The 13,784-nt window shown below is 62.2% G+C and carries 13 protein-coding genes; 10 read left to right on the forward strand and 3 right to left on the reverse strand.

The annotated features are described in order from the left end of the window. Nucleotides 1-82: 82 nt before the first annotated feature. The 6 genes from efp to NKH37_RS03725 all read left to right on the forward strand — a co-directional run bounded on the left by efp (nucleotide 83) and on the right by NKH37_RS03725 (nucleotide 5,173). Complete coding sequence (efp, locus tag NKH37_RS03700) at nucleotides 83-649, forward strand: elongation factor P (protein WP_023678016.1); 567 nt, start codon at nucleotides 83-85, stop codon at nucleotides 647-649. An 81-nt stretch (nucleotides 650-730) separates the two neighbouring features. Further along, nucleotides 731-1,531 (forward strand): inositol monophosphatase family protein, encoded by an 801-nt coding sequence (locus tag NKH37_RS03705; protein ID WP_023719626.1) that lies wholly within the window; start codon nucleotides 731-733, stop codon nucleotides 1,529-1,531. A gap of 99 nt (nucleotides 1,532-1,630) precedes the next feature. Further along, entirely contained in the window at nucleotides 1,631-2,338 is a 708-nt protein-coding gene (gene trhA, locus NKH37_RS03710) for a PAQR family membrane homeostasis protein TrhA (RefSeq protein WP_352480923.1), read from the forward strand. A 115-nt stretch (nucleotides 2,339-2,453) separates the two neighbouring features. Continuing rightward, complete coding sequence (locus NKH37_RS03715; protein ID WP_352849185.1) at nucleotides 2,454-3,479, forward strand: MotA/TolQ/ExbB proton channel family protein; 1,026 nt, start codon at nucleotides 2,454-2,456, stop codon at nucleotides 3,477-3,479. Nucleotide 3,480: 1 nt separating this feature from the next. Beyond that, entirely contained in the window at nucleotides 3,481-4,512 is a 1,032-nt protein-coding gene (locus tag NKH37_RS03720; protein ID WP_352480924.1) for a peptidoglycan -binding protein, read from the forward strand. A gap of 262 nt (nucleotides 4,513-4,774) precedes the next feature. Continuing rightward, a complete protein-coding gene (locus NKH37_RS03725) occupies nucleotides 4,775-5,173 on the forward strand; it encodes a hypothetical protein (protein WP_353003855.1) in 399 nt (132 codons plus the stop codon). 79 nt (nucleotides 5,174-5,252) lie between these two features. Here the strand turns inward: NKH37_RS03725 and NKH37_RS03730 are convergent, their stop codons facing one another. Beyond that, a complete protein-coding gene (locus NKH37_RS03730; protein ID WP_023719631.1) occupies nucleotides 5,253-5,603 on the reverse strand; it encodes a DUF1304 domain-containing protein in 351 nt (116 codons plus the stop codon). A gap of 184 nt (nucleotides 5,604-5,787) precedes the next feature. Between NKH37_RS03730 and NKH37_RS03735 the strand changes: the two genes are divergently transcribed. Both NKH37_RS03735 and NKH37_RS03740 read left to right on the forward strand, forming a co-directional pair. Next, entirely contained in the window at nucleotides 5,788-7,272 is a 1,485-nt protein-coding gene (locus NKH37_RS03735) for a carboxypeptidase M32 (RefSeq protein WP_352884009.1), read from the forward strand. Between the two features lie 206 nt (nucleotides 7,273-7,478). Then, nucleotides 7,479-9,506, forward strand: coding sequence for a DUF3857 domain-containing protein (locus tag NKH37_RS03740; RefSeq protein ID WP_352845220.1), 2,028 nt, complete (start codon nucleotides 7,479-7,481; stop codon nucleotides 9,504-9,506). Nucleotides 9,507-9,531: 25 nt separating this feature from the next. On the opposite strand, the gene NKH37_RS03745 is transcribed toward NKH37_RS03740, so the two are convergent. Next, the gene (locus NKH37_RS03745; RefSeq protein ID WP_352480929.1) at nucleotides 9,532-11,334 is read right to left on the reverse strand and encodes an ABC transporter transmembrane domain-containing protein; all 1,803 of its coding nucleotides are present in this window, start codon (nucleotides 11,332-11,334) and stop codon (nucleotides 9,532-9,534) included. Between the two features lie 204 nt (nucleotides 11,335-11,538). On the opposite strand from NKH37_RS03745, the gene rpmE reads away from it, so the two are divergent. Further along, on the forward strand, nucleotides 11,539-11,760 hold the full coding sequence (rpmE, locus tag NKH37_RS03750) for a 50S ribosomal protein L31 (protein ID WP_006327661.1): 222 nt from the start codon (nucleotides 11,539-11,541) through the stop codon (nucleotides 11,758-11,760). A 70-nt stretch (nucleotides 11,761-11,830) separates the two neighbouring features. Here the strand turns inward: rpmE and NKH37_RS03755 are convergent, their stop codons facing one another. Then, nucleotides 11,831-12,538 (reverse strand): hypothetical protein, encoded by a 708-nt coding sequence (locus tag NKH37_RS03755; RefSeq protein ID WP_352640134.1) that lies wholly within the window; start codon nucleotides 12,536-12,538, stop codon nucleotides 11,831-11,833. A 160-nt stretch (nucleotides 12,539-12,698) separates the two neighbouring features. Between NKH37_RS03755 and NKH37_RS03760 the strand changes: the two genes are divergently transcribed. After that, nucleotides 12,699-13,772: a helix-turn-helix domain-containing protein gene (locus tag NKH37_RS03760; protein WP_353040808.1), complete on the forward strand. Its 1,074-nt coding sequence runs from the start codon at nucleotides 12,699-12,701 to the stop codon at nucleotides 13,770-13,772. The last annotated feature ends 12 nt before the right edge of the window (nucleotides 13,773-13,784 follow it).

Genomic DNA, 13,784 nt, shown 5'->3' on the forward strand with positions numbered 1-13,784 from the left:
CTTGCCTCTGCTAGCGATTTGTGGTCTTGGAGGCGCCAAATTGCCCTTTGCGGCGATCATCTCATTTCCGGATCACCTCACCATGGCCAAGATCAATGGCAACGAAATCCGTCCCGGCAACGTCATCGAGCATGATGGCGGCCTTTGGGTGGCGGTCAGGACCAACACCGTCAAGCCCGGCAAGGGCGGCGCCTACAACCAGGTCGAACTCAAGAACCTGATCAACGGCACCAAGCTCAACGAGCGCTTCCGTTCGGCCGAGACGGTCGAGCAGATCCGGCTCGATCTGAAGGATTTTTCCTTCCTCTACGAGCAGGGCGACGCGCTGGTGTTCATGGACACCGAAAGCTACGAGCAGCTCGAATTGCAAAAGGAGTTCGTCGGCGATCGCGCCGCCTTCCTGCAGGACGGCATGATGGTGACGGTCCAGCTCTATGACGAAAGGCCGATCGGCATTTCGCTGCCCGACCAGGTGACGCTGACCATCACCGAGGCCGACCCGGTGGTGAGGGGCCAGACGGCAGCCTCGTCCTACAAGCCGGCGATACTCGAAAATGGCATCCGTGTGCTGGTGCCGCCGTTCATCGGCTCGGGCGAGCGTATCATCGTCGATACCAACGAAATCACTTACGTACGCCGCGCCGACTAAGGCGTGATCCCGAAAAGTGGCAGACTTTTTGGATAGGATCACGCGTCAAAGCAGATAGGCGCAGCGACAGGAAGAAGAGCAATGGCGCGTTCCGCGATCCTCAATGTCATGGTCCAGGCCGCAATGAAGGCCGGCCGCTCGCTGTCGCGCGACTTCGGCGAAGTGCAGAACCTGCAGGTCTCGATGAAGGGGCCGGGCGACTATGTCAGCCAGGCCGACCGCAAGGCCGAAGACATCGTCTTTGCCGAACTGTCCAAGGCGCGGCCCGGCTACGCCTTCCTGATGGAGGAACGCGGCGTGATCGAGGGCGACGACGGCCAGCACCGCTGGATCGTCGATCCGCTCGACGGCACCACCAATTTCCTGCACGGCATCCCGCTGTTCGCGATCTCGATCGCGCTGGAGCGCCAAGGCCAGATCGTCGCCGGCGTCATCTACAATCCGGCGATGGACGAGCTCTACACCGCCGAGCGTGGCGGCGGCGCCTTCATGAACGATCGACGGTTGCGCGTCGCCGGCCGCACCAAGCTGGTCGATGCGGTGATCGGCTGCGGCGTGCCGCATCTCGGGCGTGGCCAGCACGGCAATTTCCTTGTCGAGTTGCGCAATGTCATGGCCGAGGTCTCGGGCGTGCGCAGCCTCGGCTCCGCCTCGCTCGATCTCGCCTACGTCGCCGCCGGCCGCATGGACGGTTTTTGGGAAATCGGCCTGTCGGCCTGGGATATTGCCGCCGGCATGTTGCTGATCCGCGAGGCGGGCGGCTTCGTCTCCGATTTTGCCGGCGGCCAGGACATGCTGACCGCCGGTTCGGTGGTTGCCGGCAACGAACTCATGCAACGCGCGCTGTTGAAGACGGTGAAGAAGCCGCTCCCAGCGCGCTGATGTAGTCGCGCCGCGCTGAAGCGCCGCAGTCGCAAAACCGCAACCAAAGCTTGAAATACTGTCCCGCGGCCGCCCAGATAAGGCGACGCAGGATCATCGATGACGAACAGCCGGCCCACATCCCAGAGCGAATTATCCCAGCTCGACATCCCCTTCATGGGGCGCTGGCATTACTCGCGCGCCGAGATCATCGCCGACGGTATCGTCCACGCCGTGGGCATCGTGCTGGCGATCTCTGCCGGCTCGACGTTGCTGGCACTGGCCGCCTATCGGACCGGCCCCGGCGAATATGTCGCCGCCGCCTTCTATGTGGTCTCGCTGCTCACCGTGCTGTCGGTTTCGCTGGCCTATAATCTGTGGCCGGTATCGTCGCCGGCGAAATGGATATTGCGGCGCTTCGACCATGCGGCGATCTACCTGCTGATCGCTGCGACCTACACGCCGTTCCTTGCCCAGCTCGGCGGCTCGCCGCTGGCTGTTTCGATGATCGTCCTGGTTTGGATCGCCGCGACGGTCGGCATCGCCATCAAGGTCTTTCTCCCCGGCCGTTTCGACCGGCTGGCAATCGTGTTCTATCTCGCCATCGGCTGGAGCGGCATCGTTCTGGTGGAGCCGCTCCTACGGACGCTGCCGGCGACATCGATCGCCCTCATCGTTGCCGGCGGCATCGTCTATTCCTGTGGCGTGATCTTCTTCGCCTGGAAAGGCCTGCGCTTCCACAATGCGCTGTGGCACGGCTTTGTCGTCACCGGCGCCGGCCTGCATCTGGCCGCCATGGTCGACTGCCTGGTCATTAACCGGCTTTGACCTCCGGTCGCGGACAGTGGCAATATTGCCAAGCGCCATTCAATTTCGTCACAATTCCGTTTAGAGTCGCAAACACAATGTGATCGGCGGCGATGGCATCGGAAACGGGGCACGGATGACTTTACTCAGATCCTTCGGCATGGGCAGGCGCTCCGACGTTCTGATCTACGACCCGCACAAATTGTCGAGCCCGCAGGTCTTTCTGCTGACCATGGTGATCTTTCTGTTCATCGTGGCCTTTATCGCCGCCATCCTGACCCGCCAGATCTCGACCGCCTTCGTCACCAATCCCGGCCTCAACGGCCTGATCATCGGCGTGCTGGCGGTCGGCATCCTGCTGGCCTTCGTCCAGGTCGGCCGGTTGTTCCGCGAGGTGCGCTGGGTCAATTCGTTCCGCGCCGGTTCCGAAACCACCGAACCCGTGCTGCTGGCGCCGATGAAGGCGATGATCGGCCGCTCCTCGACGATTGCCTTCTCGACCAGTTCGATGCGCACCATGCTGGATTCGATCGCCACCCGCCTCGACGAAAGCCGCGACACCTCGCGCTACCTTGTCGGGCTGCTGGTGTTCCTCGGCCTGCTCGGCACCTTCTGGGGCCTGCTCAACACGATCGGCTCGATCCGCGAAACCATCGAGTCGCTCGATCCCGGCACCGGCGACGCAGCGGCCGTGCTCGAATCCCTGAAGCAGGGGCTTTCCGCCCCTTTGGCCGGCATGGGCACCGCTTTCTCGTCGTCTCTGTTCGGCCTGTCCGGCTCGCTGGTGCTCGGCTTCCTCGACCTGCAGGCCGGCCGCGCCCAGACGCGCTTCTATACCGAGCTCGAGAACTGGCTGTCCTCGGTCACCGACCTGTCCTCCGACATCGTCGTTGCCGACGCGGCCAAGAGCGAACCCTCCGATGAAATCCGTCTGTTGTCGGAAAAGCTGCGCACCCTGCAGGAGAATGGCGGCGGCGCCAATCCGCGCGTCGCCACCGCCATGGCCAATCTCGCCGACGGCATTTCTGGCCTGGTCAAGAACATGCGCTCGGAACAGCAGATCATGCGCGACTGGGTCGAGGCCCAGTCCGACGAGCAGAAGGCGATGCGCAACACCCTGGAGAAGATCGCCGACGCCTTGAAGAAACCTGGAGTGCATTGACGTGGCGTTGGCACGAGGCCGGCGCTCCGACCGCCGCATCGATTACTGGCCGGGCTTCGTCGATGCGCTGTCGACGCTGCTGTTGGCGATCATGTTCCTGCTCACGGTTTTCGTGCTGGCGCAGTTCCTGCTCGGCCGCGAGATCTCCGGCAAGGACACGGTGCTCAACCGCCTCAACTCCCAGATCAATGAGTTGACCCAGCTCCTGGCGCTGGAGCGCTCGACGACGCAGGACAAGGAGGACACCCTTGCCAATTTGCAGGCCTCGCTGTCTGCATCGGAGGCGGAAAAGAGCCGGCTCGAACAATTGCTGGCGCAAGGCGCTGGCGCCGGCGACGCCGCCAACCAGCGCGCAACGGCACTTTCCGGCGAGCTCGACAGCCAGCGCCAGATCAGTCAACAGGCACTGAGCCAGGTTGAAATCCTCAACCAGCAGATCGCGGCGCTACGCAGGCAGATCGGAGCGCTCGAAGAAGCGCTCAACGTGTCCGAAACGCGCGATCGCGAGTCCAACACCAAGATTGCCGATCTCGGCCGCCGCCTCAACGTCGCGCTGGCGCAACGCGTGCAGGAACTGAACCGCTACCGCTCCGATTTCTTCGGCCGCTTACGTGAAATTCTCGCCGACCGCGAGAACATCCGCATCGTCGGCGACCGCTTCGTCTTCCAGTCGGAAGTGCTTTTCCCGACCGGCTCCGAAGTGATCAACGATGCCGGCAAGGTCGAAATGAAGAAGCTCGCCGATGCCATCATCGAATTGCAGAAGGAGATCCCGCCGGAGATCAACTGGGTGCTGCGCGTCGACGGCCACACCGACAACAAGCCGCTCTCCGGCACCGGCCGCTACCGCGACAATTGGGAATTGTCGACGGCGCGCTCGACATCGGTGGTCAAGTTCCTGATCGAGAACGGCGTGCCGGCCAACCGGCTGGTCGCGGCCGGCTTCGGCGAATTCCAGCCGCTCGACCCCGCCGATACCGAAGAGGCGCGCAACAAGAACCGCCGCATCGAGCTGAAGCTGACCGAGCGGTGATCTGCAAGCCTTTGGCTCGTTACATGCACCGGATCGAGCCGCCTCAAGTCGGCGGCATCTAGGGCACTGGTGCGGCAGCCGCAAGAGCTGAAAAAATTACCTTTTTTTAATTACACTTTGCCGCCACCGCCTTTTAGCCTTGGTCTGGGCCGAGAACCGCCGGCGGTGGAACCGCTCATCGCGACGCGACGGAACCTGACGGCCCGCGGCCGGAAGGCAGGAAAACCCAACCATCGCCTTCCCCAGTAAAGGAGACGCAACCATGCGCTTCTTCGCTCCCAGGAACCTCAGGACTGCTACGCTCGCCACACTTCTCCTCGCCGTTCCGTTTGCTGGCGCTTACGCCGGCCCGCGTGAGACGGCCTTGATCAATCAGATCCAGAGCGTGGAGACGGGTATCCAGGGCGCCATCCGGGCGAACAAGCTCGAGCCGGGCGAGGCGCGTGACTTGCGCACGCAGGTCGCTCAACTCGATCGGGCCGCCCAGAGGGCCGCGCGCGAGGGAACGATGCCGAGCACGCAACATCAGCAGTTGCTGGCGCAGCTCGACGATGTCAGCCAAAAGCTACGCGCTGATACCGGCAGTGCCTTCCTCATCGGCAACGGCGGCGATGGCGGATACTATCCTAACGGCTACGGCCCAAACTATCCAGGCGGCTGAGATCGGCCGCAGCGCCCGGCGCTGTGGCAATTGATTTTGCGTATGATCCTTTTCCAGTTTTCGGTTCAGGGATCATGCGCTAGCACAACGCCAACGCAATCAGCGCCAGCATTGCCGGCACTGTCTGGATGAACAGGATTTTACGGCCCGCCGTCGCCGCGCCGTAGAGGCCGGCGACGGCGACGCAGAGCAGGAAGAAGACTTTGAACTGGAAACCGGCTTCGCCGAGGTAAAGCCCCCAGATCAGCCCAGCTGCGAGAAAACCGTTGTAAAGTCCCTGATTGGCCGCAAGCACTTTCGAGGCACTGGCGAATTCCGGCGTCAGCTTGAATACCATGTGACCGCGCGGCGTGTCCCACAGCACCATCTCCAGATAGACGATGCAGAGGTGGATCACGGCCACCAGCCCGACCAGTACATTGGCGATCATGTTTCGTCTCCCCCATTGCGGTCTGCCGCCGCCAACGACATTGATCACGCACGCCACCGCTTCCGCAAGATGCCTTTCGGCCGTTGCGGCCGGCAGTCGATGCATCGGTCGCAGACGGTTTTCAGGGGTTGCCAACACTTTTCCATTGGTATCTTTTCCCGCCGTCAAATCAGCGGAACCCACCATGTCCTTTCAAAATCTCGACGACCTCGGCCACAAGCTCGAAGCGCTGGAACATGCCCTCGCCATTCTCGGCGCCGACGAGGCGACCCATATGGCGGTCGGCGGCGGCGAGAAGCGCGCAGAGGCAATGTCGGCGCTTGCCGGCATGCACCACGCCCAGGCGACTGCGCCGGAGATTGCCGATTGGATCGCGGCGGCCGAGCAGGAGGCGTTGAACGAAGAGCAGCAGGCCGCGGTCAGGGAGTTCCGCCGGCAATACACCAACCTGACCTGCCTGCCGGTCGAGTTCGTCGAGCGCCAGACGACTGTGCGCATGCGCTCCGAGCAACTCTGGCGCGACCTGCGCGCCAAGAACGACTGGGCCGGCTTCCTGCCGGCGCTCGAAGGCGTCGTGGCGCTGGTGCGCGAGGAGGCGACATTTCGCGCCGAGGTGCTCGGGCTCGAGCCTTATGACGCGCTGATGGAGCAATATGACCCGGGCAATCGCACCGCCGACATCACGCCTTTATTTGCTGAGTTGAAGACTTTCTTGAAAGGCTTCGTACCGGAGGCACTTGCCGTGCAGGAGGAGCGGCTGGCGAAACATCCGCTGAAGCCGCTTTCCGGCAGCTACCCCTTGGACAAGCAGCGCGAGCTCGGCCTCGCCATGATGGCCGCAGTCGGCTTCGACCTCACCCACGGCTCGCTGTCGGTTTCGCACCATCCCTTCTGCGGCGGTGTGCCGAGCGACGTGCGCATAACCACCCGCTACAAGACCTCGGATTTCCTGTCGGCGCTGATGGGCGTGCTGCACGAGACCGGCCATGCGCTGTACGAGCAGAACCTGCCGAAGGCGTGGGCGCACTGGCCACTCGGCAGAGCGCGCGGCATGGCGGTGCATGAAAGCCAGAGCCTGTTCGTCGAAAAGCAGATCGGCCGCAATCCAGAATTCTGGCGCTGGGCACTGCCGGTGGTCGAAAGACACCTTGGTGAGAGCTGGACGATCGACGACATCCTGCCGCATGTGCACCGGGTCGAGCGCGGTCTGATTCGCGTCGATGCCGACGAGGTCACCTACCCGCTGCATGTCATCCTGCGCTACGAGCTGGAGCAGGAGCTTGTCTCGGGGCGGCTGGAAGCAGCCGACCTGCCCGAGGCCTGGGATGCCAAGATGCGCGATTATCTCGGCCTGTCGACATCAGACAATCCGGCTGATGGTCCGATGCAGGACGTCCACTGGCCGGGTGCCGCCTTCGGCTATTTCCCCTCCTACACGCTGGGCGCCATGATGGCGGCGCAGCAATGGGCGGCGCTGACCAGAGATCATCCTTCAGCCGACGAAGACCTCGCCAAGGGAGATTTCGCCGCGATCAACGACTGGCGCCGCAAAAGGATCTGGTCGCAAGGCTCGCGCTGGTCGACGCCGGAACTGCTCGAACGCGCCACCGGCGAAAAGCTCAATGCCGTGCATTTCACCGATCACCTGAAGAAGCGGTACGGTAACTGAGTCGCTTCGTCTGTTCCTGGTTCTTGCTGCGGTGACCGCAGAAATCCGCGAAACTGGCCTTTACTTTGGTGGGAAAGCCTCTGAAAAAGGAGTTCTTCCAAGTTGGGCGAGCGTAGATGTCTGCCTGTTACAGTTTTCATGGGATGAAGTCTTTCTGGCCCCGCTTGGTATTTTTCATCTTGTTGATCGGCCTGAGTTCTCCGGCCATGTCCGACGACATGGTTCTCAAGGGCCCCGCGGAAAGCTGGGTAACGCAGGTTGATACTCCGGCTGCCGATCCCACCCGATCGGATCAAATCAAGAATGGCGTTTCATGGCTGCTCTCGGACGACCAGATCAAGCATCGCGCCGGCGGCTATGTCGAGTACTCGCGCACAGTCTATAGAATCGTTGACCGTCCCGGGCTGGATCGGGGCGCGAGTATCGATCTGCAATTCGATCCGTCCCGGCACAAGGTCACGCTCAACCATCTTCACATCATCCGCGACGGCGCCGTTTTGGACCGGCTGGAAGACGTCGAATTCGACATCTTCCGCAGGGAAAGAGATGCCGAGAAAGGCGTCTTCGACGGCTGGCTGACAGCACATGTCAACATCGATGACGTGCGCGCCGGCGACATCGTTGATTACGGATCGACCTATGAGATAACGCCGCTCGTCGGCAAGGATCTCTTCTTCAAGAATTTCTCCACCGAATGGGAAGAGCCGGTAGCGCTTATCCGCACGAGCATCATTTGGCCTTCGGGCCAGCCGCTCGAGACCAAGACAAGGGGGACCCAACTCAAGCCTTCGATCTCGTCGACAGGGCCGGACACGACCTATCTGTGGGAAATTCCAAACCCGAAACCGGTCAATGTCGAGGACAACCTGCCCGTGACATATCCAGGCTGGGGCTCTATCGATGTCGCATCGACCGCGAATTGGCAAAGTGTGGTCGATGCTGTTGCGCCCTATTACAAGCCAGCGACCGTTTTTCCCTCGGCTTTTGCCGCAAAGCTCGACGACATCGCACTGCGGCATCCCGTGCCCGAAGACCGGATGGTCGAGGCAATGCGGTTGGTGCAGGACCAGATCCGCTATGTAAGCCTGTCGATGGGTGCCGGTTCCTACATTCCGCGTGATCCCGCGACCGTCATCCTGAGCGGGTTTGGTGACTGCAAGGACAAGGCACTGCTGCTGGTTTCTTCGCTTGTGCGGCTTGGCATTGCTGCCGAGGTTGCCCTGGCCGATCTCGACGAAGGGCGGGCCCTGGACCAGCATCTGCCGGCGCTTCGCGATTTCGACCATGCCATCGTCAAGGCGAGGATCGGAACAAAGACATATTGGCTGGATGCTACCGACTATCTTCAGGGCGGCAAGGCGCCCAATCTCGCACAGTCGGACTACGGCTTCGCGCTGCCGCTTTCCAGCACCGGCGGATTGGAGAAGATGCCGAGTCCTGTGCTTACCAGCCCATCGATCCAGATCGCCGAGGACTTCGATTTTCCGCGGAAACCGGGCGATCCCCTCGTGCTGACGGTCTTCTCGACATATCAGGACGCCGATGCCGATTGGATGCGCGGCAATTTGGCCAGCCGGTCGCTGAGCGAGGTGTCGGACGCCTACCTGAAATACTACAACAAGCAATATCCGGGCATCCAAACCGTCGCCAAGCCGGAAATCGTGGATCGCCGCGACGACAACATAGTGAGCGTGAAGGAAAGTTATCGCTTGCCGGCAGAGGCGCTGGCGGCCAACGATCTGGCAAAGAATTTCCCGATCCGCGCGGCCGATCTCGGCAACAACTCTCTTCCAACCCCGACAATCGTCGACCGAACCGGGCCCGTCTCCATCGGCCCCCAGTTCTACCGGCGTCACAAGATAACGGTGCGCAACCTCAAGGCGAGGTTTTCCGGCGAGTCGATGAAAAACGTCGTGACGCCCTATCTGTCTCTCAAGGCGTCCTGGTCCAACACGCCCACCGAATTTCAAGTCGAATGGAACTTTCAGAGCCTGGCAACTGAAGTGCCGGCCAAGGCGATTGCCGACTATCTGAAAACCGTCGATGACGTCGCGGACGAAATCCGGTGGCAGTACGATTTTACCTATGAAGAGCCGCCTGCCGATGTGCAGCTCAGCGATCCGGCAAAGGAGCAGCGCCAGACCGTCGCCAGCATGCTTTTGTTGTCGTTGCTTGTCGGCGTTCCCCTGTTCATCGCCTATCGACGCGGCAAACGCCGAGCTTTCGGTAGCTGAAGAATCCCAGCGGTCGCTGGGGGACCTACTCGGCCGCGCCCCTGAAGGCATTCGCCCCGGTTTCGAACTGCAGCTTGGCCAGCCGCGCATAGATGCCGCCCTTGGCGACCAGGCTCTGATGCGTGCCTTCCTCGACGATGCGGCCGCCATCCATGACCAGGATGCGATCGGCCTTCAGCACGGTTGCCAGCCGATGGGCGATGACGATCGTGGTACGCCCCTGCATCAGCCGGTCGAGCGCCGTCTGCACCAGCGTCTCGCTTTCGGCATCGAGTGCCGAGGTCGCCTCGTCGAGCAGAAGGATCGGCGCATCGCGCAAAATGGCGCGGGCGATCGCCACGCGCTGGCGCTGGCCGCCCGACAGCGTCACCCCGCGCTCGCCGACCTGGCTGTCATAGCCCTTTTCGAGTTTCAGGATGAACTCGTCGGCAAGCGCGTCTTTCGCCGCCGCCTCGATCTCGGCCTGGCTGGCGCCAGGCCGGCCAAAGCCGATATTGTCGCGCGCGCTTGCGGCAAAGATGGTGACATCCTGCGGCACGATGGCTATGCGCGCGCGGATCGCGGCCGGATCGGCCTCGCGCAGATCGACTCCGTCGATGACGATCCTACCGGCTTCCGGATCGTAGAAGCGCAGAAGCAGCGAAAACACGGTGCTCTTGCCGGCGCCGGATGGTCCGACGATCGCCACCGTCTCGCCGGGTTTGACCTGAAAGCTGAGGCCATGGACGGCGGCGCGGTCGGGCCGGGCCGGATAGGAGAAGGAGACATCGTCGAAGCTGATCGCGCCTCTCGCCTTTGCCGGCAGCGGCTTCGGATCGGCGGGCGCCTGGATCGCGGGTTTCTCGGCCAGGATCTCGGTCAGCCGTTCGGCAGCGCCTGCTGCCTGGGACAGTTCGCCCCAGACCTCCGACAAGGCGCCGAGCGCGCCAGCAGCGAACACCGAATAGAGCAGGAATTGGCCAAGCGTACCTGGCGACAGCGTGCCGTCGAGCACGTCGCGCGAACCGAACCACAGCACCGCCACCACCGAGGAAAAGATCATGAAGATGGCGAAGAAGGTGAGAAAGGAGCGGGCAAAGATCGAGGCCCGCGCCGCTTCGAACGCTGCTTCCACGGCGGATGAAAAATACCCGGTGACAAGCTTCTCGTTGGTGAAGGCCTGCAGGGTGCGGACCGCGCCGATCTGCTCGCTGGCATAGGCGGTGGCATTGGCCAGAGTATCCTGCGCCAGCCGTGACTTGCGCCGCACCGAGCGGCCGAAGGCGACCAGCGGCAGCACGATTAACGGAATGGCCGCGATGACCAGGCCGGACAGTTTTGGGCTGGTGAAGACCATCATCGCCACGGCGCCAAGGCCGAGGATGACGTTGCGCAAAGCCACCGAGGCGGTAGCACCCACGGCCGATTTGACCTGTGTCGTGTCGGCGGCGAGCCGCGAGACGATCTCGCCCGACTGGGCCGTGTCGAAGAAGGAGGGCGACAGCGTCGTGACGTGGGCAAAGACATCGCGGCGGATATCGGCAACGACGCGCTCGCCCAGCGTGATGACGAAATAGTAGCGGCTGGCAGACGCCGCCGCCAGCACGGCGGCCATCACCACCAGCATGGCGAAATATTCGGCAATGAAGCTGGAATCGGAAGCGGAAAAGCCGTGATCGATCATCCGCCGCACGGCCAGTGGCAGCGCCAGCGTCGTCGCCGCCGCGACGGCCAGCGAGATGATCGCGCCGATGACCATTTTGCGGTAATGGGTGATGTAGGGAAACAGGCGCTGCAGCGGCCTCAGCGAGCGCCTGCGCTCGTCTGCATCGCCGCTGATGTTCGCCATGACCGTGTCCTTTGGCCTTTTGAGGTTTGCGCCATCAATATGCGCTTGCCGCGGCCTTGTGATTCAATTCCGGCTGATGTATAGGCTCGCCGACCGTTTTAGAAGCCGTGGCTCCTCAATAGCTGCGGCTTCGAGTTTTAAAAAGGGGCGCATCGACGCAGGCTTCAGCCCGTCGGCAGCACCCGGCAAGCCAGGAACAGAACCATGAAGACCGACATCCATCCCGACTACCACACCATCAAGGTCGTCATGACCGACGGCACCGAATACATGACCCGTTCGACCTGGGGCAAGGAAGGCGATACGATGAACCTCGATATCGACCCGACGACCCATCCGGCCTGGACCGGCGGCCAGCAGACCCTGCTCGACCGCGGCGGCCGCCTGTCGAAGTTCAAGAAGCGCTTCGAAGGTTTTGGCCTGTAAGGTCGAAGAACGCTCAAGCCGCATTGGCTGCCTGCAGATAAAAAACCCGCCCTTGTGGCGGGTTTTTTATTCAGCGGATCGTCGCGCGAACGAAATCGCCCTTGATGACGATCGAGGGTTTGGCGCCGGCGGTGTTGGGAAGCGAACTGTCGACGAAGGACGCCAATGCTGTCACCGAATAGCTGATCGGAACCTGCTGGCCGAAGGACAGCGTGGCATCCAGCGCCTTGCCGGCAATCGCGATGTTTTCGTCCTGCCGGATGCTGCCATAGAAGAGATTGACCTTCAGCGCCTCGCCCTTGAGATCGATGCTCGAAGCATGCCCGTCGAGTGAAACATCGGCGGCCTTGCCCGCGATGGCGATAGTAGAGAAATTCCCCGCCATGTTGGCTTGCAGCGCCGCTTGGTCGATCGACACGGAACTCTCGGGTTGGATGTTGGCGTTGATCTCGACCACGCAGTCCGAAGGATCCAGCCACGAGGAGGGAGCAACATCGATGCGTAGCGTCGAGGCCACCAGCTTCATGTCGCTGGCGGAACGGCAGTCACTGGCGAACCAACTCGAATACCAGCTCGCAAACCAGCCTTCACGGCGGCCGCTGATCGTCGCGTGGTAGGGTGCCGCGGACGAAGTGGTGAGCTTGACGGAACTGGCTTCGCCGGTGATGACGACGGCGCTCACCCCGACGAGATCGAGCGTCTTGGAGGCCTCACCGGTCGCCGGCGATGCCAGGGCAACGCCGGCAAAAGGCAGCAAGACGAGAATTGCGGATTTCATCATTGTCTCCGATCATGTTGGGCGGTCGCGACTGGACCGTGGCGTTGTCGAGATGATCTGAAACGTCGATTTCCGCGACCTTGATCGCGATCCGGGACGACCGCGAACGCAATCCGGGTCATTGTCGGCCGCTGCCCGCTTTGGAACCACGCTTGCGATCATGATCTTCATTCCCCTGCCATTCGTCGTTGCCCTGTTGCTGGTCATCCTGCTCGTGCAGATGGTCCGCCGAAACGAGGCCGATCTGCGTGAAAACATCGCCTTCATGCTGCTGATCGCCGCCTATGCCTTGCAGTCGGTGCTGATCGGCATTCGCTGGGGTTATGATGTCAGGGCAATCATGCCGTTCCAGTCGGTCCTGGCGACACTGATCGCACCCCTTGCCTGGATAGCCTTCAGCGGTTTGACGAAGGAACCGTCCGCGCATCGCCTGGCATCACTCTGGCCGCATTTGCTGCCGGCCTGCCTGGTTGTCCTGCTCCTGATCTTCTGGCGCGAGCCGGTCGGGCCGGTGATCATCCTCGTTTTCCTGTCCTATGGCGCCGCCCTTCTTTGGCTGGCGCTGGCCGGTCCGGATGTTCTTGTCGAATCGCGTCTCGACGGCGTCTTGCGGTCCTACCGATCGCTGTTGGTGACGGCGCTGGCGATCCTTGCATCGCCGGTCACCGACATCATCATCAGCTTCGACCTCGAATGGACAGGTGGCACTCATTCCGGCGCGGTGATTGCCGCCGCCAACGTCCTAGCGCTGATGCTGCTCGGCAGCGCGGCCGCTGTTGCCAGCGAAACCGCTGCTTCCGACGAAGAGGAAGTGGATGTGTCGCACGCCCAAACCACGCCACGGGTGACCAGCGAAGATTCCGCGGTCGCGGCGGCGGTCGACGCGCTGATGACATCGAAATATCTCTACAAGGATGTCGATCTCAACCTCGGGCGCATCGCCAGGCGGCTCGGCCTCCCCGCACGGCAAGTGTCATCGGCGGTCAATCGCGTCCACGGATCGAGCGTATCCCAATACGTCAACGGCAGGAGGATCGATGAGGCCCGCCGCTTGCTCGCCGCGACCGACGAACCGATCACCCGCATCATGCTCGACCCCGGTTTCCTCAGCAAATCGAACTTCAACCGTGAGTTCCTGCGCATCACCGGCCTGAGCCCGAAGGCATGGCGGCGGAAGTATCGGCCGCCGAAGGGCACGATGCCGGCCATCTCCTTGCCAGGCAAGGGAAAATGAATGCGCGCGGCG

Source organism: Mesorhizobium sp. M1217, from assembly GCF_040318275.1.
Lineage (GTDB): Bacteria > Pseudomonadota > Alphaproteobacteria > Rhizobiales > Rhizobiaceae > Mesorhizobium.